General features: G+C 42.3%; 19 protein-coding genes and 6 pseudogenes. 21 read left to right on the top strand and 4 right to left on the bottom strand.

All coding sequences use genetic code 11. The annotated features are described in order from the left end of the window. Nucleotides 1–14 precede the first annotated feature (14 nt). From RCO25_RS03515 to RCO25_RS03495, 5 genes are all read left to right on the top strand, one after another. Nucleotides 15–356: a hypothetical protein gene (locus RCO25_RS03515; protein WP_308994757.1), complete on the top strand. Its 342-nt coding sequence runs from the start codon at nt 15–17 to the stop codon at nt 354–356. Between the two features lie 224 nt (nt 357–580). Continuing rightward, on the top strand, nt 581–1,624 hold the full coding sequence (locus RCO25_RS03510; protein WP_308994756.1) for a multicopper oxidase domain-containing protein: 1,044 nt from the start codon (nt 581–583) through the stop codon (nt 1,622–1,624). A gap of 18 nt (nt 1,625–1,642) precedes the next feature. Then, nucleotides 1,643–2,842, top strand: a complete 1,200-nt coding sequence (locus RCO25_RS03505; protein WP_308994755.1) for a ZIP family metal transporter — start codon at nt 1,643–1,645, stop codon at nt 2,840–2,842. A gap of 24 nt (nt 2,843–2,866) precedes the next feature. After that, entirely contained in the window at nt 2,867–3,043 is a 177-nt protein-coding gene (locus RCO25_RS03500) for a twin-arginine translocase TatA/TatE family subunit (RefSeq protein ID WP_308994754.1), read from the top strand. A gap of 145 nt (nt 3,044–3,188) precedes the next feature. Next, on the top strand, nt 3,189–3,845 hold the full coding sequence (locus tag RCO25_RS03495) for a FusB/FusC family EF-G-binding protein (RefSeq protein WP_308994753.1): 657 nt from the start codon (nt 3,189–3,191) through the stop codon (nt 3,843–3,845). 162 nt (nt 3,846–4,007) lie between these two features. Here the strand turns inward: RCO25_RS03495 and RCO25_RS03490 are convergent. Continuing rightward, nucleotides 4,008–4,145: pseudogene (locus tag RCO25_RS03490) on the bottom strand (arsenate reductase); the annotation flags it as partial. After that, nucleotides 4,139–5,068 (bottom strand): annotated as a pseudogene (locus RCO25_RS03485) (ArsB/NhaD family transporter); the annotation flags it as partial. The pseudogenes RCO25_RS03490 and RCO25_RS03485, both read right to left, overlap by 7 nt. Nucleotides 5,069–5,295: 227 nt before the next feature. On the opposite strand from RCO25_RS03485, the gene RCO25_RS03480 reads away from it, so the two are divergent. Next, complete coding sequence (locus tag RCO25_RS03480) at nt 5,296–6,510, top strand: chromate transporter (protein WP_308994752.1); 1,215 nt, start codon at nt 5,296–5,298, stop codon at nt 6,508–6,510. Between the two features lie 51 nt (nt 6,511–6,561). Here RCO25_RS03480 and RCO25_RS03475 read toward each other — a convergent pair whose 3' ends face one another. After that, nucleotides 6,562–8,457, bottom strand: coding sequence for a copper resistance CopC/CopD family protein (locus RCO25_RS03475; RefSeq protein WP_308994751.1), 1,896 nt, complete (start codon nt 8,455–8,457; stop codon nt 6,562–6,564). A gap of 71 nt (nt 8,458–8,528) precedes the next feature. Continuing rightward, nucleotides 8,529–8,999 carry a PCYCGC motif-containing (lipo)protein gene (locus tag RCO25_RS03470; protein WP_308994750.1) on the bottom strand — a complete coding sequence of 157 codons (471 nt, stop codon included), beginning with the start codon at nt 8,997–8,999 and terminating at the stop codon, nt 8,529–8,531. A gap of 420 nt (nt 9,000–9,419) precedes the next feature. Between RCO25_RS03470 and RCO25_RS03465 the strand changes: the two genes are divergently transcribed. The 15 genes and pseudogenes from RCO25_RS03465 to RCO25_RS03400 form a co-directional block, all read left to right on the top strand. After that, a complete protein-coding gene (locus RCO25_RS03465) occupies nt 9,420–9,959 on the top strand; it encodes an NADPH-dependent FMN reductase (protein ID WP_308994749.1) in 540 nt (179 codons plus the stop codon). 325 nt (nt 9,960–10,284) lie between these two features. After that, nucleotides 10,285–11,763 carry an Lsa family ABC-F type ribosomal protection protein gene (locus RCO25_RS03460; protein WP_308994748.1) on the top strand — a complete coding sequence of 493 codons (1,479 nt, stop codon included), beginning with the start codon at nt 10,285–10,287 and terminating at the stop codon, nt 11,761–11,763. A 297-nt stretch (nt 11,764–12,060) separates the two neighbouring features. Next, complete coding sequence (locus RCO25_RS03455; RefSeq protein ID WP_308994747.1) at nt 12,061–12,849, top strand: TerC family protein; 789 nt, start codon at nt 12,061–12,063, stop codon at nt 12,847–12,849. Between the two features lie 547 nt (nt 12,850–13,396). Continuing rightward, complete coding sequence (locus RCO25_RS03450; RefSeq protein WP_308994746.1) at nt 13,397–18,130, top strand: glycoside hydrolase; 4,734 nt, start codon at nt 13,397–13,399, stop codon at nt 18,128–18,130. 214 nt (nt 18,131–18,344) lie between these two features. Further along, a pseudogene (locus RCO25_RS03445) lies at nt 18,345–18,917 on the top strand (spore germination protein). 264 nt (nt 18,918–19,181) lie between these two features. Continuing rightward, nucleotides 19,182–19,631: pseudogene (locus RCO25_RS35095) on the top strand (Ger(x)C family spore germination protein); the annotation flags it as partial. Continuing rightward, on the top strand, nt 19,620–19,976 hold the full coding sequence (locus RCO25_RS35090) for a Ger(x)C family spore germination C-terminal domain-containing protein (protein WP_483874703.1): 357 nt from the start codon (nt 19,620–19,622) through the stop codon (nt 19,974–19,976). The pseudogene RCO25_RS35095 and the gene RCO25_RS35090, both read left to right, overlap by 12 nt. Nucleotides 19,977–20,004: 28 nt before the next feature. Then, nucleotides 20,005–20,535, top strand: coding sequence for a carboxymuconolactone decarboxylase family protein (locus RCO25_RS03435; protein WP_308994745.1), 531 nt, complete (start codon nt 20,005–20,007; stop codon nt 20,533–20,535). Nucleotides 20,536–20,849: 314 nt separating this feature from the next. After that, the gene (locus tag RCO25_RS03430; protein WP_308994744.1) at nt 20,850–22,349 is read left to right on the top strand and encodes a malate:quinone oxidoreductase; all 1,500 of its coding nucleotides are present in this window, start codon (nt 20,850–20,852) and stop codon (nt 22,347–22,349) included. Between the two features lie 139 nt (nt 22,350–22,488). Beyond that, nucleotides 22,489–22,668 (top strand): hypothetical protein, encoded by a 180-nt coding sequence (locus RCO25_RS03425; RefSeq protein WP_308994743.1) that lies wholly within the window; start codon nt 22,489–22,491, stop codon nt 22,666–22,668. 13 nt (nt 22,669–22,681) lie between these two features. Then, nucleotides 22,682–22,927, top strand: a complete 246-nt coding sequence (locus RCO25_RS03420; protein ID WP_308994742.1) for an aldo/keto reductase — start codon at nt 22,682–22,684, stop codon at nt 22,925–22,927. Next, entirely contained in the window at nt 22,924–23,175 is a 252-nt protein-coding gene (locus RCO25_RS03415; RefSeq protein WP_308994741.1) for an aldo/keto reductase, read from the top strand. The genes RCO25_RS03420 and RCO25_RS03415 overlap by 4 nt, the downstream gene beginning before the upstream one ends. A gap of 490 nt (nt 23,176–23,665) precedes the next feature. Further along, nucleotides 23,666–24,337, top strand: coding sequence for an HAD family hydrolase (locus RCO25_RS03410; protein ID WP_308994740.1), 672 nt, complete (start codon nt 23,666–23,668; stop codon nt 24,335–24,337). 31 nt (nt 24,338–24,368) lie between these two features. Then, nucleotides 24,369–24,951: pseudogene (locus tag RCO25_RS03405) on the top strand (AraC family transcriptional regulator ligand-binding domain-containing protein); the annotation flags it as partial. 159 nt (nt 24,952–25,110) lie between these two features. Next, a pseudogene (locus tag RCO25_RS03400) lies at nt 25,111–25,334 on the top strand (ArsR/SmtB family transcription factor); the annotation flags it as partial. Nucleotides 25,335–25,452: the final 118 nt, after the last annotated feature.

Below are 25,452 nucleotides of genomic sequence, written 5' to 3'. Positions count from 1 at the left end.
ATGAGACGGTACTGGTGCTGTCAAACGCTTATCCTTTGTTCCAGGAGCAAATTGGATCGGTTAAGGAAGCGAATCAGATTTTCTTGTCCGTGCAGGGTCAGATGGGGCAATTCGCCGAGAAGCTTGAGCACGTGACAGCATCAATTAGCCAGCTTGACCAATCGCAAGGAGTATTGGCAGATGCGATGACAAATGTGAGTGCGGTGGCGGAGGAATCGTCGGCAACATCCGAGGAAGTTGCCTCACTTAGCACCGAGCAGCTTAGCATAAGCGAAGGTTTAGTTCGCTTGTCCGAGAAGCTGGATGCCGTTTCACGTGATCTAAAAGCAAGCTTATCCCAATTCCAGATTAATTAAGCAGACATGAAGAAAGATAGGAAGAAGAGCCTTTCAGCAATTTCTGCTGAAGGGCTTTTTTGAAAAAAACACTTTACATAGAGCCCACTGTATCTTATATTCTAATCAGAATCAATGTTTCCTCGGGTAAACATTTTGTCCCACGGTAAAATAAAATTTTTTTATTAAATATTTTGCGTACAGGCAAAATATTTTCCTTATATTAACACGGGGGTGGATGGTTCATGGCATTGGATCCGAAACGGCAATTTTCAAGGAGAAGCATTCTTAAAGTCGGAGCGGCAGGCATATTAGGTGTTCTGGGCAGCAGTTTTTTAAATACAAGTGCACTATTTGGAAAACCTGTTCAAGCAATGGGAAAGGAAGAAATGCATCATTCGCTTAAAAATCAGATGAAACATGGGATGGCGCATGGTTATGATCCGGGAACCGATTCAACCCCGGGACTAGAAGCTGCGGTTAAGGCGTTAACTTCCTTTGATTATGGCGTTGTAAGCAAGTCTCCTGATGGCAGGACGATCAGAGATTATGAAATTCAGGCATGGGATGGCGAAGTGGAGATAGCGAAAGGAATCAAATTTCCGGGATGGACGTTTAACGGCACGATTCCGGGACCGACATTGCGTTGTACGGAAGGAGATATTGTTCGGATCAAGTTCGGGAACGGTTCAGCACATCCTCATTCCATCCATTTCCATGGAATTCATCCAACGAACATGGATGGATTGGAGCCTGTTCCATCGGGTGAAGAATTCGTATATGAATTTGAAGCAAAACCAGCAGGTCTGCAACCCTATCACTGCCATGTTCCTCCGCTGGCCAGACATATTCATAAAGGTCTCTATGGTCATTTCATCATTGATCCTAAGAAACCGAGGAAACAGGCCAAAGAATTAAGCATGGTTATGAATGGCTTTGACTTGGATTTAGATGGCGAAAATGAGGTATATACGGTCAACGGCTACGCATTTGCTTATCAATCCAGACCTATAAAAGTGAAAACGGGAGATCTGGTTCGAATCTATATAAGCAACTTGACAGAATTCGATCCTATTAATTCCTTTCATTTACATTCCAATTTCTTTCATTACTATGCGACTGGTGCTGATCCGGACGCGAGGCCGCAATTTACGGATACAATCATGCAATGCCAGGGGGAAAGAGGCATCATTGAAATAACGTTTCCAGCACCAGGAAAGTATATGTTTCATGCTCATCAAAGCGAGTTTACGGAGCTCGGCTGGATGGGATTCTTTGAAGTCGGATAACAAAAGGGGGAGTATTCAGTGCTAACTGGAAATGTTATTAAAAAGTCGAATAAACCGAAGCTATGGCTGCTGGGCGTTCTGCCGCTGCTGCTGTTAGCAGGCATGGTTTCGATTATAGCTACTTGGGGCACCGGCGTAGAAGAACAACAGGCAGCGCCGATAGAAGTACTGAATATTGAACGTATCATCTTAACAGATGAAGGATTCGAAGTACGTATACTTAATTCCGGACCCAAGGAGCTGACAGTCGCACAGGTTGTGGTAGATGGAGCTTTCTGGAATGCTACTTTTTCACCAAGCGCGACGATCGGACGATTTGACAGCTCTACCATATCTATCCCATATCCTTGGGTAGAGGGAGATCCGCATGAAATTAAACTCATTACCTCGAATGGACTAATCTTTATTGGTGATGTAGCTGCTGCAATAAAAACTCCGGCTGCAGATACCAATCGGTTTCTCCAATACTCACTGATCGGTTTTTATGTGGGAGTAGTTCCCGTCGGTCTCGGCTTGCTGTGGTATCCCTTCATGCGGCGATTTTCTTCAAAAGGAATACAGGCCGTTTTGGCATTTACTGTGGGGCTTCTTTTCTTCCTTGCGGTTGATACCATTCAAGAAGGTCTTGAGCTTGGTGCGGAAGCGCCTGGCGTATTCCAAGGATCGGGTCTCGTTTGGTTCGGAGCATTGCTCAGCTTCTTGTTTCTACTTGCAATTGACCAAACCCATTCGAAGAAAGTTCTAAATGCCGAAGATAATGGTAAGCGGGTTTCGTACAAAATCGCAGGAGGAATCGGACTGCACAACCTCGGAGAAGGGCTCGCGATTGGAGCTGCATTTGCGGCAGGCGAGGCTGCGCTCGGCACCTTTCTCATTATTGGTTTCACGCTTCACAACATTACGGAAGGGATCGGGATTGCTGCGCCGTTGCTTAAAGCAAAGCCAGCGGTGAAGACTTTCCTAGCGCTTGCTGTTATAGGAGGCGCACCAGCTATTATAGGTACATGGATAGGTGGATTTGTATTTAATCAAACATTGGCGGCACTGTTCTTCGGTATTGGAGCCGGAGCAATCGTTCAAGTCATCTATGTCATATTCAAAATGATCTTAAGAGATGCGAAGGCTTTAGGAACGGCCACCGTATCTTGGATTAACTTTTCAGGATTGGTGCTGGGAATGCTATTAATGTATGTTACGGCCCTCCTAGTTAACTTTTAAAATAGGCATGAAGGAGAGATGGGAATGCCGTTGAATATTGGTGTAGCCGGAATTGTGTTGCTTGTTATTTTGGGCTTGCTGCTATTTGGACCGTCGAAATTACCTCAGTTAGGGAGAGCCTTCGGGGCTACCTTGTCTGAGTTCAAAAGAGGAGCAAAAGGTTTAGTCGACGACAATGAAAAAACCGAAAAGGATAAGTAAATATTATCTCGTATCATTAATGGGCGATACTTTGCACGGGGCCGGACTGAATATTTTCACCTTTTCGCCCAATTGAGCTCATATCGTTTCTAATAATAGGCTTTGCACCTTATATTTTTTAATTAAAATAAGGGGCTGAAGAGCAATGGTTCATCCATTTATTAGAAACCATCAATATAACTTGATAAAAAAGCAGGTAAACCTGCAGCAAAATGCCTGCAATACCGTATCCGATCCAAAGGTAGTGGAAGCGGTCAGGACTAGCGCATCAGCTAAATTGATAGAAGCATTTCCGGAAGCGACGATGCTTCAAAAGCATCATTTGGAGAAGCTTTCTTCGCTGAATAGAACGGAAGATTTCCAGCTGTATCTGCATTCCTTGGAGCCGTTGATGACGGAATTCGAACCAGTGTCGGTTACGCAAATCAAGAAGCTGTTTCCAAAAGTAAAGAAGCTGAAGGTTCCCGATTTATCTGCCCTCGATTTTCGTTATGTGACGTACATCGGTTGGACCGATATCGCGACGAATAAGATGTTTCTTTTGTATCATCTAGACGGAGAGCTTATTGGCATCGAAGGAAGGTTTATCCGAGCAAACAAGAAAAGCATATGTTGTTTGTGTAATCGGCATGAAGAGGTTGCATTATTCTCATCGATCTCGAAATCGAGGCCAGCTAATGCATCACCTGACTATTACAAAGCGATTGGCAATTATATGTGCGTGAACAGCGACATCTGCAACAAAAACATTTCCGATGTCACCGTGTTGGAAAGATTCATTAACAATCTATTAGTAGGATAGCACGAAGCCCGGCGTCTCCAAAATGCGCCGGGCTATTTTTTATTTTCTGCTTATGAAACTTTTGGTACGATGAAATGTATTTATATATTCCATGTAACATCTAAGGGGAACGTACAGTCACTGCACATCACGGCTGCATGCATTCATTTGATGTTGGACATTTTATTGTCCTTCATTCACAAACTTCTCAATTCGAGCCTTAATAGAGTTGCGAACATTACGGAACTGATCCATAATTTCATCTTCGGTGCCTGTTGCTTTTGCCGGATCTTCGAAGCCCCAATGCCATACTGCAGCGTTAGTACGATTCCAATTTTGAAGTAATAACCCCAAGTTATCTTCAGCCCTTTTTTGGAAAGGACATGCAGCCAAAGTAAAGTTGTAAGCGACCTGATAGGCGTGATTTTAGGACCTAAATCAGAACCAATCACAATGGCGTAAATCAGAGCCTTTCGCAACACACCATTTGTATTCGTGCCCTGAATCGCCAGAGCATCAATCATAACCGTAGGCATATTGACGAATTCACTTGCTAGGTACGCAATCAGTAAGACTGCTAAAACAATCCAAGATAGCTTAAACAAGCGTTTATCTTTTATCGCATCAATTGGCTGTTTTAGCTGGCTAAGATCATAGCTCTTGGGAATGCTTCTCCTGAAAAATAGGAATAAAACTAGCAAACTTGCGCCAATTGCGAAGAAATTCGGAATAATCATCCGACTTGCGTAATCGGCAAATCCAATTCCAAAGAAATCGGAAGAAACAATATTGACCAAATTACTGACCACGAGCGGTAAGGAAGCCGTATCAGAAATAAATCCGCTTGCCATAATGAATGGGAGAATCATCCGTTCATCGAATTTTAAAGCTCTAACCATAGCAAGGACAATTGGCGTAAGAATGAGCGCAGCGTCGTCATTGGCAAAAAAAGCAGCGACGCCCGCGCCAAACAGCACGACACAAGAAAACATGAGGTAGCCATTGCCTTTGGAAAAAAATTGCCATATGCAGAGCCGACCATTCAAAGAATCCAACCTCATCTAGGATGAGAGAGATCAGGATGACAGCAACAAATGCTAATGTTGCGTTCCAAACGATGCCGGTAACATCCCACACGTCATTAAAATCAACTACGCCAAGAGAAGGGCGAGTACCGCACCACCATCGGCAGAATAGCCGATATTCAAACCTTTAGGCTGCCAAATGACGAAAAGCAAGGTAATAAGAAAGAAGGCAGAGCTTCTAAGATTCCATGTAGATAGTGCTTTACATCATACTTTATTGGTTCCACCTCTTTCCTTGAACGTGAGTTTGTTAATATTTTGTTAATGGGTTGTATGCAAATTATCCACCAGTTTACAATGATATATATCATTCGTTAGTATTTTTTGAAGCTGCCTGATTTTAGCTAGAGTGGAACAAAAACAGATAAAAGGAGCAAACATGCTGTATGGAAGTGAATCAAGAAGTGATTCCGCAGGACAAGAAGAAAGGGAAGATTGCAAACCTTCTAGAGGTTTTTAGCGTATCCTCGAAGCTCGGACTCACCTCGTTTGGAGGACCCATAGCACATTTAGGATATTTTCATAATGAGTACATACGCCGTCGAAAATGGATGGATGAACGAAGTTACGCTGATCTCGTTGCGCTTTGTCAATTTCTTCCGGGACCAGCTAGCAGTCAAGTTGGAATCGGTGTAGGAATTGTACGGGCTGGTTTACTAGGCGGTCTAGTTGCTTGGTTAGGCTTCACGCTGCCATCCATCCTTGCCTTAATCGCGTTTGCCTATCTGCTTCAGGGTTACGACATCGGAAATGCAGGTTGGATTCATGGATTAAAGATCGTTGCTGTTGCAATCGTTGCACATGCCATTCTAGGTATGGGACAGAAGCTTACACCTGACCGCGAGAGAGTTACGATAGCGGTAATCGCTGCAGCGATTACATTATTTTGGCAATCGGCATTTTGTCAAATACTCATCATAGCTGCAGCCGGGCTTGTCGGGCTTTGGTTATACCGTAAGAAAGAAGAAGAAGGGACACCGGGTTTGCCTATAAATATAAGCCGTTCCTTTGCTATTTTCTGCCTCGCTTTGTTTTTCATACTTCTTATTGCGCTGCCGGTTCTCAGACAATGGGGAGATATCGAATGGTTGGCGATGTTTGACAGCTTTTACCGATCAGGCTCTTTGGTATTTGGCGGGGGCCATGTTGTACTGCCGCTTCTAGAACGTGAAGTCGTTACTGCTGGGTGGGTAGGTGAGGCGGATTTTCTGGCAGGGTATGGTGCTGCGCAGGCGGTACCAGGGCCATTGTTTACATTTGCTAGTTATCTCGGTACGATGGCCGGAGGCTTATTAGGAGCATTCGTTGCGACAGCTGCTATATTTTTACCGGCCTTTCTACTCGTTGCTGGCGCACTGCCGTTTTGGAACGGTTTAAGGAATAATCCAAAAATCAAAGGAGCTCTGGTAGGGATCAACGCAGCTGTAGTTGGCATACTGTTGGCTGCACTTTATGATCCCTTATGGACTACCGCCATCCTGGAACCCAGCGATTTCGCCTTAGCCCTCATCTTGTTTATCATGCTTGTATTTTGGAAGCTTCCGCCATGGCTAATTGTCATAACAGGAGCTGCAGGTGGAACGGTGCTAGGTTTTCTATAACAAATAATAAAACTGGGAAATGAACACTTTACGTTCATTTCCCAGTTTTGATTAACCTTCTTTTTCAACTACAATTTCGTTCGGCATAGGACCAGGAACTTGAAGGGTGAATGGGGGATATTGAATCTTTTCGCCGTTCTTTTTGATAACTTCAACCTCCAATTCATAAATTCCGGCAGTGTGTAATAAATTCCCCGTAATTTTATATAATCCATCTCCAAGGTAAAATGCGTGGTTTGTGCCATTACTACCAAGACTGGTCTGTAAGCTCACTTTCACGTCGGCAATACTTTTGTCTTCGCTAAGTTGTATCGTTATATCGTTCCCACCTGGTTTTAGCGGGAATGCATCTACTTTTGCAGTAACTCCCGCAATGGTTTGTACGCGCGGTGAAATTTCTTGCAACGCTTCTTCTGGTGACAAATCTACTAAAATACCCGTAAACAACAGAATCATAATGGCGATGCTGAGCTCGATTTTTATATTTTTCGAGAATACGGCCACTAATGAATCTGTTAACTTTGCGAGAAGTTTTCGCTGCCAAATTCCGAAGAAGATAATAATTAGGAACAATAAAACTTTAACCAACAACATTTGTCCCCATTTACTTTCAATGAGACTTTCCACACTAAAAGAAGGAACATAACTCTGCGACATTAAGATGCCAGTGACTCCTGTTCCAACAAAACTCAGTAGTGCCCATTTAGAAAAAGTTTTTCCAGTTTCCTTTAACCAAGTCAGGGGACTTTCTAACGGCAGCATGGCGAATAATGCAACTAAACCGCCAATCCAGATAGAAGTAGTCAATAGATGTACGGAATCAAGTCCAATTGCTAAGAAGTCAACATAGCTTGGATCAGCAGAATGACCCGTAAATGCCCAGCAAAGCAGGGCAACTAGTAGTAGAATCAATCGAATTTTTTTAAAGGCAAAGCTTACGACTACTAAACTGATTTGCAAAAGTGATATCCAAACAGTATTGAAACGTAGGAAATCATTAAACAATACGCCTGGGTGCTGCATCTTATAAATAAATAATTCTAACAAGATGGCCAACATGCTGACTCCAAACAGAGCGTTTGAAATAACTCTCCAACGCAGGAGATTACCGTTGCTTTTGGCGATTTTTAATTGAAAAAGAGTCCCGCCAAAAAGAGTGAGCAGCCCGAAATAACTCAGCCAATGGAAAACTTGAAGAACTCCAGTTTGATCCCAATCATTTTGGAGAGAAAGCTTGTCGTTATCACTCGTAATCGATGTGAACTCTTTTACTGCGAAATAGACGATGTGAATGCCGGTGTTATCGCCAATACTGGGATAGGCTTGTATAGAATAAGTGCCTGCAGGTAACCCGTTTTCAAGTTCAAGAATAAAATGTTTTGAATCGAGAGGGTCGACAATCGGTTTTTCTGTTGGAACAATCTGCTGTTTATCATTTAACAATCCAAAGAAACGCATCTCAATAGGTTCGTTAAACCAAAGTTCGATTTTTTTGGGTGAGGACTCAACAATGGTTCCGTCCAAAGGAGAAGTACGTATTAGTTCCAAACGATCAAACATTTCGTCAGGTGTAGACATAGCCAGTTTTATTTCAAATGAATATTTTTCTTTTAAGGAATGACCATCCAAGGCAACAACGTCAATATCTACGGAGTATGTTCCCGATGGCAGATCTTTTTTTAGATCCACATAAATATGACGATTATCAATTGGGTCAATTTGAGGTTTTCCGATTTGCATCTCTGTTTTTTTCTCGTCGCGAACAATAACCGAGCTGCGATGGATTTGGACAGGATCTTTAAAATACAAATCTACTTTCGTTGGTCTCGATTCGAGAACCGCATTCACATTTGGGGTACGCTTTTCAATGGGCGAATGGGCATATGCAGCAGAAACAGGAATTAATACGAATAGGATGACAAATAATACGGCCAATCGATTTAACATAAATACCTCCGTAATCTCAAAATACTCTAAAAAACCACATTTACTCTTAGAGAGAAAATGTGGTTTTTATATCATGCCGGCATCGGTGAATCAGTGGAATCAGAGTAGCCTTCTTTATATGTCTCGTCAATAAAATTCCGAATTTCTTTATCTGACTTGCCTTCCGATTTCATTTTTGCTGCTGTCACCGCGATCTCCATGCACACACCGCACCGTGTTCCGTGGTCATCCCACACTACTGAACCGTCTTCGTTGACTTCATTAATAAAGCAATTTAAATTGCTCTTATGTCCGGCACTTTCACCGCAGCCACAATAACAGGGAATCCATTGCAACAAATCCGAAGCCTGTCCTGCGATTTGGTATACTAAACGGATTTTATCCGATTGACCGTTCAAAAAATCCGGCATTATAGTTACAGATGCTGTTTTCTCCTGTAAGTCACCATGTGAATGCGACTGATGTGATTCTTCATTTTTAGTACCACAAGCGGACAGAATCAATGCCGTAATGATTAATAGGAATAAACTTTTTGTTCGCACTGCTTCACCTCATTGAATTAGTTTTGATTAATATATCATATTCTCTAAATAGAAATAGAGTTATTCTGCAATGTTCAAAAAATCGTTGAAATGAATACAATCCCATCATTCAGCAGCAAGAGATGAACAGAAGCATTTTTACCTTTTTTATTAGTCATTCATATTAGTAAATGTTAATGTGATTGTATATCATATTAACATTTACTAATATGAAATTGGAGGGTAATAACATGACACAAACTAATCTCGATGTAAAAGCATAATTCATACATAGAATAGCATGAGATTGTTAAAAATGAAGTCGTGATAATTAGGATAAGACTAAAAACTTATGGTAAAATAATGAAGTGAATAATAGGTTGGTTATTTTCTTTTACTTTGGCAAAGTTAAAGGTGCCAACACTTTGAGGAGGAATGACAATGTCGAAATTAAATATCGGTATTATTCTGGGAAGTACAAGGCAAGGCCGTTTAAGTCCGCAAGTAGGAGAATGGGTAAAAAGTGTGGCTGACAAACGGGGCGATGCCAATTATGAAATCGTTGATATCGCTGAGTACAAACTTCCTCTATTAGGTGAAGTTGATGCTACAGAACAAGCGACGGCATGGAATACAAAACTTAATTCACTGGACGGCTTTGTTTTTATTGTTCAAGAATATAACCATAGCATTTCAGCTTCCTTGAAAAATGCACTGGATTATGCGCGTGACGCATGGAACAATAAAGCTGCAGGCATTGTTAGCTATGGTTCTGTGGGTGGCGCTCGTGCTGCTGAGCATCTAAGAGGAATCCTAGGAGAATTGTCCGTAGCGGACGTTCGTGTACACCCGGCTTTGTCTTTATTCACTGATTTCGAGAATGGGTCGGTATTCAAACCGGCTGATTTGCATCTAACGAATGTTAATGGAATGCTTGATCAAGTGTTAGCTTGGAGCGGCGCATTGAAAACTTTACGATAAAATAGCTATTAATCAAACATATACACATTTAAATGATACTTATTGCAATTAAAAAATGGGTATGCTAAAATGCATTTAATTTAGTGATTGGAGTTGAAAAGAATAATGTAATATTTCTTGCAGATGATATAAAACAATAAAACGACAAAAGCGATATTTTTTTCGCATGTTTTATTATTTATATGCAAGAAAGTTACTAAATCTTTTCACTCAAACATATATCCTAATCTAACTCTATACTGGGTTGGATTAACTGTATTTATTTGAGCTACAAGAAAAGTAACTTTCTTGTAGCTTTTATTTTTTCATACAGGAGGATAATTTCATGTCATTAATAAATGTAACAAACCTGACGTTTGCCTATGATGGCAGTTACGATAACATTTTCGAAAACGTAAGTTTTCAAATCGATACCGATTGGAAATTAGGTTTTACGGGTAGAAACGGTAGAGGAAAGACAACATTTATGAGCTTATTGCATGGAAAATATGAATACAGCGGAAATATCTCTGCTAATGTCAGCTTTGAATATTTTCCTTTCCATGTCGAGAACAAGGCTAATAATACATTAGATGTGATCAACGAAATATTTCCGGATTATACTCACTGGAAATTATTGCGTGAACTTTCGTTGCTCAAGGTGTCTGAAGATGTTTTATATCGCCCCTTTGATTCATTGTCTAACGGAGAGCAAACCAAAGTGCTGCTGACTACCTTATTTATTAGGGAGAATAGTTTTTTATTAATTGATGAACCAACCAATCATCTTGATATGAATGCGAGAAAGCTTGTCAGTGATTATCTCAATACCAAAAGCGGATTTATTTTGGTGTCTCACGACAGATCATTTCTTGATAACTGTGTAGACCACATTCTTTCAATCAATAAGACCAACATAGAAATTCAAAAAGGTAATTTTTCCAGTTGGCGGGAAAATAAAATGAGACAAGATAACTTTGAGCTTGCAGAGAACGAAAAACTTAGAAAAGACATTAAACGCTTGTCGGATTCATCTAAACGAACGGGCAACTGGTCCCACGAGGTGGAAAAAACAAAAAACGGAACAAGAAACTCGGGATCCAAGGTCGATAAAGGATATATTGGCCACAAGGCTGCCAAAATGATGAAACGCTCAAAAGCTATTGAGCAAAGACAGCAATCCGCGGTTGTTGAAAAGTCTAAGCTTCTTAAAAATATCGAAAGCTCTGACAGCTTAGAGATTTCGCAGCTTGCTTTTCACAAGAACCAACTTGCTTCACTTGATAATGTTTCGATTTTTTACGGTGAGAAGCTGATTTGTGATGATATAAGTTTTTCTATTGAGCAGGGTGAGCGAATTGCGCTTTCGGGTAAGAACGGCTCCGGTAAATCAAGTATCATCAAACTAATTTGCGGTGAGGATATAAACTATACAGGCACCTTCAGGAAAGACAGCCAGTTAGAAATATCCTACGTATCACAGGACACCTCTCATCTTCAAGGCAATTTATCTGACTTTGCGGCCAGCAACGGGATTGATGAAAGCCTATTTAAATCGATTTTAAGAAAGCTTGATTTTTCCAGAGTTCAATTCGAAAAGGACATTTCAGCATTTAGCGGAGGGCAAAAGAAGAAAGTGCTAATTGCAAAAAGTCTTAGTGAGAAAGTACATTTGCATATTTGGGATGAACCGCTTAATTTTATTGATATCATTTCTAGGATGCAAATTGAAGAATTACTGCTTGAATACTCACCAACCATTCTTTTCGTGGAGCATGACAGGGAATTTTGCAAAAATATTGCTACAAAGATCATTGAACTTTAATTAATAATTCAATAATATTGTTCTAAAAAATGTCCGGCTGATTAAATCTGCCGGACATTTTTTATAATAAAATCGATAAATACAAAAAAACATGCACGAATCACATCATTAGATGCGTTGCAATGCCTGAAATATATCTACTAATCATGAAACCAATGTTGTCCGCTATCCGTATCACATTTTAATAGACGCTTTACGCAAGCAATGTTAGTGAGAATTTTGCCTAACAGGACGAGGTCTTTTGGGGTTTGGGACACTAGACGGCAAGCGTATCATTTTAATTTAGGAGGATATAGAATGGATTTCGGAATGTTAATGGAGTATGGCTGGGTGCTGCTTGTATTGATTGCGCTGGAGGGCTTACTCGCAGCCGACAACGCGCTTGTACTGGCGATTATGGTTAAGCATTTGCCTGAAGCAGAGCGTAAAAAGGCTTTGTTCTACGGTTTGGCAGGTGCATTTGTTTTCCGCTTTGGTTCGTTGTTCGCGATTTCGTTTTTGGTGGATGTTTGGCAGGTTCAAGCCATCGGAGCGCTATATCTTCTGTTTATTGCACTCAATCACATATTCCGTAAGGTCATCGTGAAGAAAGGCGAAGATTCCGCAGCTCAGAAATCGGGTAAGGAACCTAAGAAAAGCGGATTCTGGATGACCGTTCTCAAAGTTGAAGTGGCGGATATCGCTTTCGCGATCGACTCGATTCTGGCAGCCGTTGCGCTTGCTGTTGCATTGCCGGCAACGAACCTGCCAAAAATCGGGGGTATGGATGGCGGTCACTTTATTGTAATTTTCCTAGGTGGATTTATCGGCCTTATCATCATGCGCTTTGCAGCGAATATGTTCGTGAAGCTGCTAGAGAGCAGACCTGCTCTGGAAGTCGCTGCTTTCTGTATCGTCGGCTGGGTTGGTGTTAAGCTAGCGGTTCATACACTTGTACATCCATCGCTGCACGTCATTCCTCATGACTTCGCAGAATCGACAGCTTGGAAATTAACATTCTATGTGGTGCTCCTGCTCATCGCCGTTAGCGGTTGGATCATTTCAGGCAGCAAGGAGAAGCAAGATCAGGTGTCGAAAGCAGCTTAAGCGGACAGAATCAGGTTGTTGGATGCAAGAATTAACGAAATGGCCTGATCTAGTTGGCAGTAAGTAAATGAAAATAATACGGGTTACATGGAACCGAGCGCCTCGTAGCGCTCGGTTTTATTTATAGGCAATGGCAGGGGAGCGGCTTGATGAGAGGTTGTTTGGTGATCACTACTGATGAGATTGGAGTGCGAAAAGGTAGGGAAGAATTTTTCACGACATAGGCAATATAGGCCCCCAAAAAACCATCTATTTCTGTCGGATACTAAATATTTTTGGCGAAGAATGTCTCATTTGCGCGAAAGGAGTTGACAACTGAAAGCGTATTCAAGTACGATATCTTCGCGAATAGCTGAAAAAATACTTAATCATTGTAGTACGAAATGGAGGGGATTATTCACACATCAATGAAACCGGTTTCACTTTTCTTCTACGGGTATATTTGCTCCATAATGTAAAAATGTTGGATCATTAACTCCTTTTATGTAACCGGTTACACAAATATTCGATCAGTTGTTATGAAATTTAAAAAGGAGATGAATTCGTAATGCGAAAGGTTTTGTCGGCTACTCTTATTGGAGCAATCCTTTTCGGAAATGCCTTTGGGAATATTCAACCGGTGAACGCGGCAGATGCAACGAATGTGATCTTGGATGCTAATACTCGCTATCAAACGATTCATAACTTTGGCGCATCTGATGCTTGGTCGATTGATCCGATTGGCAAGGAGTGGAGTGAGGATAATAAAAACCAAATTGCTGATCTATTATTTTCGCTAGATAAGGGGATTGGTCTTTCTGGTTGGCGATTTAATATAGGGGCTGGCAGCAATATTACGGATCAAGATATTGTTCAGACTAAATGGAGAATGTCTGAAGCATTCAAGCAAACGGAAACCGGCGAATACGATTGGACCAAGCAAGCCGGACAGCAGTGGTTCCTTGAGGCTGCCAAGAAACGAGGCGTTGATCAGTACGTTGCCTTTTCGAATAGTCCTCCTGTCTGGATGACAAAGAACGGACATGGACAAGCCGATAATACCGTGGGTTCCACTAATTTGAAAGAAGGATACGAAGATGAGTTTGCAAGCTACTTGACCGATGTTGTGAAACATATTCAAGATGATAAAGGAATTCAATTCCAACATATTAGTCCGATCAACGAACCGACTTGGGACTGGAACCGCAGCAATCAAGAAGGGAATCGATATAACAACGAGGATGTCAAGCGCGTCGTAAATTCAATCTATGATGAACTGCAGCGGCAGACTGTTAATTCCCATATTGAGATTCCCGAAGCGGTCGAGTATAAAGCGCTGCTTGATGATGAAACGTATATGGAATACTCGGGCGGGAACACACCTTACATGGCTGGGAGCAACAGTGCCGGTACCGGTAAATACCGTGAATACATCAAAGACTTTATCGGCGATTCGGAAATGAAGGATAAAGTCGGCAATATGGTTGCTGTACATTCCTATTTTTCTGAAGGTAACAATGATTTGACGAACCTGCGCAGCATCGCGCGTGAAAATATGGATCGTTATGGCGGCGGAGAGCTTTGGATGACAGAGTACAGTATCCTGGGGAATTATGGCCCCGGCCGCGATTTGGGTATCGATCCCGCGCTTTATATCAGTAAGGTTATTCATCATGATTTGACGGTAGCAAACGTCTCAGCATGGCAGTGGTGGACCGCTGTATCCAACGTTGATTATAAAGATGGTTTGGTTTATACCGATTATCAGGTTCCAGGGGATCAACAGAATGTGCTGGATTCCAAGATGCTATGGGCATTAGGTAACTATAGTAAATTCATCCGGCCCGATTCCGAAAGGATAGCCATGACGGGTTTGCCGAACAATGATCCGAATGGTTTTCTTGGCTCCGCTTATATGGACGAAACCAATAAAAAAGTAATATCAGTTTTTATTAACAACACTTCCGAAGCCAAAGATATTCGTCTTCAAACAAACAACCTGCCGGCGGGAACGAAAGTGTTCCAGTATATCCCTTATGTCACATCGGCTTCCGATGATTTAGCAGAAAAGTCGCCAGTCGCAGCGGGGACTGCGTATACTGTACCGGCAAAATCCATCGTAACGCTAGTTGGCGCATACCATGACGAAACAGCTGTACCGGCTGAGCCAATTTTGAAGTCCGTTAAAGCGGAGCATCAAGCGATAACCGTCGATTTCGAGCATGTTCCGGGAGCGGAATCGTACACGGTCAAATATGGTACCGCAAGCGGACAATATACGCAAGAAACCGAGACGTTTAATAACAGCACTCATACCATTACAGGATTAACGAATGGAACAACATACTATGTTGCCATAACAGCATTCAATTCCAACGGGCAAAGCAATCCCTCGACTGAGAAGCAATCAGTGCCAAATCTGTTCCCTCCAGATGATGTGAAAGCAATACCGGGAGATGGCCAAGTGACGATCTCCTTTGTGCCTAGATCAGGTGTTTCCGATTATAGGATCCAGGTTCAGCCTGTTGTTCCGGGGGGAGCCGGACAAACAAAGGAAGTTAAAGCCGAACCCGGCACCTTGCACAAGTCAGTGATAACTGGTTTGGTAAATGACGCCGAATACGATGTTTTTGTCGCTTCTGTAAGTGGTTCGGAGGAAAGTACTGCGGTTAACTTGAGAGTGATACCAGCCGCCATGCCGCCTGCTAAAGTTATTGCCATTCCCGGCGATAAGGAAGTAAAGGTGGAATACAGCCTCGTCCCGGAAACTGTAGGCTATCATGTGCAATATGGGACGGAAAGCGGAAGTTATGAGCACAAAGCCGAATCCAAAGCCGGTACGCATACATTGACCAATCTGACTAACGGTACGCCTTACTATGTTGCAGTCTCGTCCGAAGGCGCCGGAGGCGAAAGCAAACCGTCAGATGAAATTTCGGCAGTACCTTCGGCCGAAAATGTAGTGTTTGAGGATTCCTTCGAAGATGGTACCGTATCGGCATGGTCGCCATTGATCGGCGCTTGGGGTGAAAGCGAAGGTATATTGAAGCACCAATCGGGTAACAGCGCGCAGGGCGCCATTTCCGTCGACGATCAACGAATAATCGATGGTACCATTACAGCAGTGGCCGTGCATGCAATGCCGGATGCGGACTGGGGAGTCTTTTTCCGTGGGACGTACGATAAATCGTATAAATTTCTATTCGAAAACGGAAAGCTTCATTTACGAAGAGGCAATGATTCCATTTCGAAATCGGTCGATTTTAATCCGGAGTTAAATGGAATTTATAAATTGACGGTGGTTTTAGCCGGGAAAAATATAAAAGCTTACCTGGATGACCGGTTGATATTTGATGTCAACGATACCAGCTATACAGGCGGGGGATTCGGACTACACAGCTGGGCAGATGCGGAGTTCCGTTATTTTAAAGCAGCAGAAGCTGAAGGAGAACCGGTTTTGATGGCTCCAGAACTTTATGCTGCGCAGCCTTCAGCTGGTTCTATTTTGGTTTCCTTCTCTGAGGTGGTTGGCGCGGATTCCTATCGTGTTCATTATGGTACGGCTAATAGCGTCTATTCCAACACTATTGAAACAGAAGAGCCTCGTCAAATGATTACCGGACTAGAGAACGGCGTCCGTTATTTTGTGGCAGTAAGCGCAATAAAGGGTGATCAGGAAAGCGTAGTGTCAAATGAATTATCCGCATTGCCGCTCATTCCCGCGGATCCGTGGCTCTTGTATTATGTGAAAGCCGGCGACGATGATCCTGGTACGATCAAGGGTTCCCAGATGCTCGGCGTAAAACATAGTGTGAAAGACCAAGCATACGGAACCGATGCGGTTACAGGAAAGGCTTGGGGATATACGACGAACGGGGGGACCTGGTCGCAGAATACGGGGGAAGGGTATTTCGACGGTCTGCGAATCGACGATGGTGATGCTGCGGGGAAAGGCATTACTTACAAATTCGAGGTGCCGAACGGACGTTACAAAGTGACACTCGGTTTCAAAGACCCGTGGAACAACAATGCGCGAACACAAACCATTTCACTTGAAAATCAGCTGGATAGTCCATCTTTTGTGCCTGGAAACGAGACGGTAAAACAATTTACCGGAGTCGAAGTAATGGACGGTACACTTGATGTAGGCGTATTACGGGACATAGCCAATACGGGGAAATACGAGGATCCGATGGTTAGTTGGATTAGAGTGGAAATAGACACTACAGGCTTGCTTTATTATGTGGACGCTGGAGATAACAGTCCCCTCGTGCTTGAGTCGGGCGAGAGCTTCGGATCCATGAACCGTAACGAAGAACAACCATTCGGAGTAGATCCGGTTACTGGCTTGCAATGGGGATATGCCGCATTTGGAAATTCAACCTGGGCAAGAACGGATGCTTCAGAAGCCGATGATACGATTCGCCAATACGATGGAAACGCGTCCGGACCGGGGAAAGGATTAACTTACAAATTCCAGGTCGAGAAAGACAGCGACAAACTGTATAAGGTGACGCTCGGCTTCAAAGATCCTTGGAAAAGCTCAAACCGATACGAGGATGTCATTATAGAAGGCAAGACCGTATTAAGCGAATATAACATTGGCGCCAAGGTTGAGACAAAAGCTTTTGATGGCATAATTGCTGCTGACGGTACGCTTGAAGTAGAAATCACGCGTAATGTCAACCATGCCAGCGGCGATAAACCGATGATCAGTTGGATCAAAGTTGAGCAAACTTCTGAGAATATTCCAGATCCCGTATTAAGCGGAATTGAAGCAAATGAAACAGCTGTTCAACTCAAAGCAAAAGATACCCATCAAATCAAAGTGAAGGCCATATATTCTGACGGCAGCTCCAAAGATCTTTCGGCAGAAACCCAATTCGCATCCGCTCATCCCGAGATTGCGAATGTAGATAATAATGGTCTAGTAACAGCTTTAAAGGCCGGAACAACGAATATTGTAATCATGTATCAGGGGATGTCCACCGTTGTTGCGTTAACAGTAACTCCGGCTGTTGAAGGTCTGATCGGACTAAAAGCTAAGGTGGAAGGGACTGAGAATGTTAGAATCGGAGAAACTCTTCAAACTACGGTTATTGCCCACTATCAGGACGGCAGTACTGCCGATGTGACGATGTATGCAAATTATCGCTCTCAGAGTGTGAAAATTGCATCGGTCGATGCAGCTGGGTTGATTACAGGCCACAAAGTCGGAAAAACTGACATTTATGCAGACTTTGCAGGCAAGCAAGCATCTATCACGATCAAAGTGAAACCGTACAAGTGGAAGGAAGATTAGATTGAACATCGTTTTGGACGCATAATGAAATCTTATTAAACGTACACACAAAAGAAACCGCTCATTTGGTTAATGGTTGATTTGTATAGCCATTTTCCAAATAGCGGTTTCTTTACGTTTGTTTGATCGTCTTGATTTTCTTTCCCATTGAATTTTTAATTAAATTTTGTGCTAGTATGGTTCGTAAGATTAAACCATTTACCAGAGGAGCCCAATGGTTCTGATTGGGCCGGGGACCTTTTTACTTTTACTAAAATCACCTGAAGATATCTATTTCAGTTTTCAATATATTTCGTTTGCGTTTTTGATTCGCGCAATCAGTTTTCTCATATCAGTCTTATTGCCGAGCGCTGGGGTTGCACTCACTTCGTTTCATCCGGATCAGATTCCCTTTCGATTGATGGCAACCATTGCCACGGCACGCTTTGGCCTGCCGTTCTCTGGATAAATTGAAATGTTGATATTACTGATGTTGATGGAGATTTTTAGAGAAGCAGGCCTTCGCCTCCCAAGTGCCTTTGGCCAGACATTGATCGTTGTAGGCGGGTTAATGATTGGGGATGCAGCCATTCGAGCCGGTTTCGTTTCCCCAAGTGTTATCATTGTTGGGGCCATTGTATCAGTGACCGGCGCAACTTTGGTCAGTCAAAATTTAAGCGGAGCCGTAAGCTTACTCCGATTCGCGTTTTTTTTCATTGCTTCCGTATTAGGTATGTTTGGGTTAATCGTTAGTTTTGTGCTGTTTATTGGATATATGTGCAAACTGAGCTCCTTCGGAGTTCCTTAGATGTCCCCTCTGTCGCCTCCGGTGTTTAAAGAGATGGCAAAATCTATTTTTCGGCTTCCTTGGGGACAATATAGAACAAGACCTGATGATCTAAACACCTTAGATTCCGATAAGCAAGGGGAAGAGCCGCATGAAAGTAATTCTTAAATTGTCTATCGTTCTGGCTGTGTTATTAGCGGCGTCAGGATGCTGGGATTCCAAAACCATTCAAAATAAGGCTTATGTTACGGCTCTTGGGCTTGATTATAAGGTGGGCGTTTTAGTGCGTATATACAGATCCTTAATTTTTTGAATGTGGCAAGGAGCGAAAAATTCGATATAGGCAAAAATGTGCCGATATGGATTGGCAGGGGAGAGGGGAAGACGGCTAATGAAGCTTTATCTTCGCTCTATGCGACATCGCAAATAAAATTATACTGGGGGCATATCAAAGCGATCGTCTGTTCGGAAGCTATATTGAAAGACAAAAATGCGCTCAGACAAGCCTATGATGCGATAAATCGCTATCATGAAGTCCGATACAATATTTTGCTGTTTGGAACGAAAGAAAGCTTCTCCGAAATTTTATCGCAAAAATCGCTGCTTTATTTATCTCCCCTGGATACGATCATGGATACGCCCGAGGAAACCTATGAGCAGAGATCCTCTATTAAGCCTCAATACGGTTACAAGAACATTGCGGAATTAAATGAAAAGGGCAGAATGATCATCCTTCCAACGCTCTCCATCAAGAAACAAGTATGGCAGGAAAATAAAAAGGAGAAAACCATGTTTAAAATAGACGGTGCATTCGCCATGCACGAACATCAATTGGTGGGCTGGTTTTCCGAAGACGATCTCAAAGGAGTGAGATGGTTCATAAAAAAATCGAAACGCGTATTCGTTAATATTCCCGATAATGAAAAACCTGCAGGAGCGTTAGTATTAACTAAACCTCGCCATAGGATACAGCCGTTAATTGAACAAGATAAAGCCCGTTTTAACTTATACATAGAGGTTCGTGCAGCCGTTGAAGAAATGATTGATGTCACACATCAGAGTCGACAATCGTTTTATTAGTGTAAAAAAAATTAGGAGGTATACAATTATGACTCAACGTATAAATTATATGCAGCAATCACCAGAACTCTTCAAGAAAATGATGGAATTCAGCAATGCCGAGAAGGAAAGCGCAGTGGAAGAGAAGATCCTTGATCTCGTTCACATTAGAGCGTCACAAATGAATGGATGCGGATTCTGTCTGGACATGCACGTCAAGCAGGCTAAGATCAATGGCGAGAGCGAGCTTCGCCTCTACCACATCACAATATGGCGGGAATCAACATTATTTACTCCACGTGAACGGGCAGCGCTGGCATGGACCGAAATCTTAACCAAAATACCTGAGCATGGTGTTACGGACGAGGTTTATGACCGTGTTCGCGGGCAATTGTCTGAAAAAGAAATCTCGGATCTGACTTTCTCGGTCATGGCGATTAATGCTTGGAACCGTATAAACGTAGCCTTTAAGACCGTACCAGGTTCAGCTGACGCAGCGTTTGGATTGTCGAAAGCGGGCTTGAAGCTAATCATTTACAAAAACAGTGCAAAGCTCAGAGAAGAGCAAAATAGCTTGTGAAAGAAAAGGAGAACCGGTTATTTACGGTTCTCTTTTTGTTGGTTTCATTATGCGTAGCATTTATGAACTTTATCTTATCCTGAGACAAGAACAGCCTTGTGGACGAACTTCTCACTTTTCACCAGCTTTCAAATAGCTTATAATTATCTGATAATAGTAGATATATTAATCTATAAATAATTGTAAATCACTATGGTAGGGTTATGATTAAAACAGAAAAGGTGTGTGACAAGTTCGCACCTTGGCTTGGTGTGACGCCTAAGCAGGAGCGCCTACATCCTTTCTGTAAATTTTAGGGTATAAGGATGGTAATAATGAGCAACGGAGAAACTAAAACAGACGTCATCTTAATCGGTGCCGGAATCATGAGTGCGACTTTAGGTACACTTCTGAAAGAATTAGTACCGGAATGGGAAATTAAAGTTTTTGAGAAACTTGAAAATGCAGGTGAGGAAAGTTCTAACGAATGGAATAATGCAGGAACAGGGCATGCGGCACTTTGCGAGCTTAACTACACAGACGTAAAACCAGACGGATCTATCGATATTAGCAAAGCTATCAAAATTAATGAACAGTTCCAGCTCTCAATGCAGTTTTGGTCCTATCTTGTAAACAGCAAGCTAATAAGTAATCCGCAGGACTTTATCATGCCATTGCCTCATATGAGTATGGTACTAGGGGAACAAAATGTATCTTTTTTAAAGAAACGTTTTGAAGCGATGTCAAATAATCCTCTGTTTCAAGGGATGGAATTTTCCAATGACCCTGCAAAACTGATGGAATGGATCCCGCTTATCATTAAAGGTCGTCAATCGAATGAACCTATTGCTGCAACTAAAATTGACTCTGGAACTGATGTCAATTTTGGTGCTTTAACGCGCATTTTGTTTGACCACTTAAAGAGTAAAAACTCCGAAATTAAATACAAACACAGCGTTGATAATATTAAACGTACTAGCGACGGCTCGTGGGAATTGAAAATACGGAACGACAGCGGTAACGTCGAACGCCATACCGCAAAATTCGTCTTTATCGGAGGCGGGGGAGGAAGCCTGCATTTATTGCAAAAATCCGGTATTCCTGAAGGTAAACATATTGGAGGATTCCCGGTGAGCGGGATCTTTATGGTGTGTAATAACCCGGATGTCGTAGCTCAGCATCATGCGAAAGTATACGGCAAAGCTAAGGTTGGAGCTCCTCCAATGTCTGTTCCGCATCTTGATACGAGATTTATCAACAATAAAAAATCATTGCTATTTGGACCTTTTGCCGGCTTCTCGCCGAAGTTTCTAAAAACCGGTTCCATGTTTGATTTGGTAACTTCCGTAAAACCGGATAATCTCGTAACGATGTTATCGGCAGGCGCAAAAAACATGTCATTGACGAAATATCTGATCGAGCAAGTCATGTTATCGAAAGAAAAGCGCATGGAAGAATTACGAGAGTTTATTCCGAACGCCAAAAGCGAGGATTGGGGCTTAGTAGTAGCAGGCCAGCGTGTGCAAGTGATCAAAGATACTGAAGCTGGCGGCAAAGGCACGCTTCAATTCGGTACGGAAGTTATTAGTGCTGCTGATGGATCCATTGCAGCATTACTAGGTGCATCTCCAGGTGCTTCTACTGCTGTTCACGTTATGATTGAGGTAATTAAAAAATGCTTCCCGCAAAATGTGAAAGAGTGGGAACCGAAAATTAAAGAAATGATTCCTTCTTATGGTGTGTCATTAATGGAAAATCCGGAGCTTCTGCAAGAAATTCATACTTCAACAGCAGAAACGCTTGGTCTACGCGAAAAAGAGCTAGTCTATAATTAATTTTTTCGGATGTAAAGCGCCGTTGACTTCAAATCAACGGCTTTTGCTGTATCTTCATGGATAAACATATCGAGCAATTATATTCCTTAAAATCTTGCTTTTATTTTTCAGTTTCCGACTGTTTATCAGGAGGTTCATTATGCTAAATCGTTGTCTAGCTAACACAGGAGTAAAGATTCCTGCGATAGGTCAAGGGACTTGGAAGTTTGGTGAAAATAAGAACAGTGAAAAACAAGAAATTGAGGCGCTTCGTTTCAGAACGTTAAAAAACAAATTACATCGATTTGTAATAACAACATTGGCCAAGCCAAGAGCATGATGTCTCGGAAACGATGGAAGCCATGGTTGAATTGGTAGAAAAAGGATTAATAAAGTATGTTAGGGTAAGTAACTTCACAACTCAGTTCATGCGGGAAGCACAACGCTGTTTAGGTAATATCCCACTAATTTGCAATCAAGTAGCATATCACTTGAATGATCGAAGAGTTGAGAATGAGATTTTCCCTTATTGTAAAGAAAATGGAATAACTGTTATGGGGTATTCGCCATTCGGTTTTGTTCCACAAGTATTTGCATGAATGGTTTTCCCGAGGTTGGAACAAATGAACGAAATGTATTAGATTCAATTGGAGCTAAATATGGAAAGACAGCGTATCAAGTGGCTTTAAACTGGTTATTAAGGCAGGAAGGAATTGTAACTATCCCTAAAGCCGTGAACAAGGAACATATCGTTGATAATCTGAATGCTTTAGGTTGGGATTTACAACAAGAAGATCTTGATCTTATTGAGTCAAACTTCGCGATCGACAATAATGGATTAAACTAACGAGGAACCGCAATCATCTAAAAAGCCCCTGACCAACAAAGGTCAGGGGCTTTCGCATCTCAAGAATTATATGAGTTTAAGGATGACTTTCGTTTTATATTGGTGGGCTTAGACGCCAAAGAATCAAGTACTTGGATTTGCAATGAATTGGGATACATAACTTGTCGAGCTTCCAACATTTCGAGTTCATTAAAAGAGCTTTCAATGATTTCGCCGTGTAAAAATAATTTCCTTAATTTCCTCGGTTTCTTTTTCATGTCGTTTTTTTAACCTCCTAAAAAAATGGGTTGCCAAAATGTATTGTATGTCATGAAATTAGTCGTGACAGGGTATTTGCCTTTGTTAATAAAAAATATAGGCCGCTGACCATTATGGTCGGCGGACTCACGGAGTATTTGATCGTCCAGATATATACAAATTAACCCATATACGTTATCTTGGTAAAGTGGTACAGCGACATAGAAGTAAAGAAAGGGCGTGTTTGGTTTATATGTATAAAGCGGTGTTTCTTGATTTCTACGGTACACTCGTGCACGAAGATGATGTGTTTATTGAGGAAATATGCAATAAAATTTTAACATCGACCTCAACTCGAACTACAACCAGAGACATCGGAAGATATTGGTGGGAATCTTTTACTAGAACTTTTTATTCATCTTATGGTGATAACTTTAGAACTCAACGTGAAATCGAACTACGTTCCTTAGAGGATACAATTGCCTTTTTCAACTCAACTGAAAATCCAAGAGAACTAAGTGAAATTTTATTTGATCACTGGCAAGCTCCCCAACTATTTGAGGACGCTAATGTATTTTTGAGGAGTTTCTGTACCCCTAAAATAATCCTCTCAAACATTGACCGAAATGACATACAATCAGCAATTAATCATAACGGATTATCATTCGAAAATATTATTACCAGTGAGGACGTAAAATCTTATAAGCCGAGGCCGGAGATGTTTCAGCACGCCCTTACGGCATATAATCTTAGGCCCCTAGAGGTTCTACATGTTGGTGACTCACTCTATAGTGATGTTGCAGGTGCCCAAAAAGCAGGAATTAAGGTTGCTTGGATTAATCGGAAAAATAAATCATTGCCAGAAAATTATTCCCCAGATTACATCATAAATTCGTTACAAGAATTGATTCCTTTGTTTGGGTAATTAAACTAACAATTGGGGAGGGCCTATATGTATGAAGTCTCATACCTCTGACCGTATTAAAATCCCGCTAGGATTTTGGGCAGGATTATGTCAATTAGGGATTGCCACCCGCGATGTAGCTCGCAAATCACGACTGCCGCTCACCATTATTACTGAACCAGTAGTCACCACCGCCCAATATATTTCGCGATCTGGCAGGCTTATTCCGATCTCATTGGTGATATTGCCGAAGGAATCATCAAGCTAGTGACCGTCTTTGAAACAGTGAAGTACCCACTGACTGTCTTAGCAACTTACCACGCTCGTGACTATCGCGACGCTCTAAACCGAATGGCTCGCTACAAACAACTTTGCCCCCCGAAGGCTTACATATCACCGAGGAGGGCGATCACTGTACAATCGAACTGGAATGGCTGTATACCGAGCACCCAGATCCGCCGATGCTGGTTGGCATCACGCTGGCATTTCTTCTAGAACTCGGGCGCCGGGGAACAGGTCAACCTTTGACGGCGCGGTTCGTCGAATTTTCGCACTCAATGGGCGATGTACAGGCCCTTGAATCTTACTTCGGCTGCCGTATCCTGACTGGTGAAAAATGTAACCGGTTGACGCTTGACACGACACCAAATGGTGACCTATTATTAAAACGACACTAAATGGTGTCAACTCAGGAGTTCTCGCCTCGTGGGCGCTACGTCAGAAGTGCCGCATACTTTAAGGAGGTTGTGACATTAATGGCTGTCCCTAGGTAATATTATTTAGGAGAGGGTGTTGTGAGCGAGAACAACCAGTTGCGGGATGTGTTTGACGCGAAGCAGATCCAACTAGACGCTGATTGATCGGTCTGTTGGCGGAAGCACAAGAGGTGCCGCTTCATGAGTTAACGGCACAGTTTCCAATGGGCCGTACAGCGGTATCCAAGCATTTGACAATCCTTAAAGAGGCCGGACTGGTACTTGACCGAAAAGTCGGCAGAGAAACGCGATTTAGGCTAAACCCCCTGTGTCAGAATAGTTGTCGTACCCCTCAATAGAAAGTATAGTGGGTAAAAAGAGAGGCTGAGGTGGAGGACAATGACAAGACTGGGAAAAGAGATAAAGCAACAGCTAGTACAG

Origin of the sequence: Paenibacillus sp. LHD-38, from assembly GCF_031157315.1 — a bacterium.
Classification (GTDB): Bacteria; Bacillota; Bacilli; order Paenibacillales; family Paenibacillaceae; genus Pristimantibacillus.
Note: the sequence above shows the minus strand (reverse complement) of the source record. Positions and strands in the feature narration are given on the sequence as shown.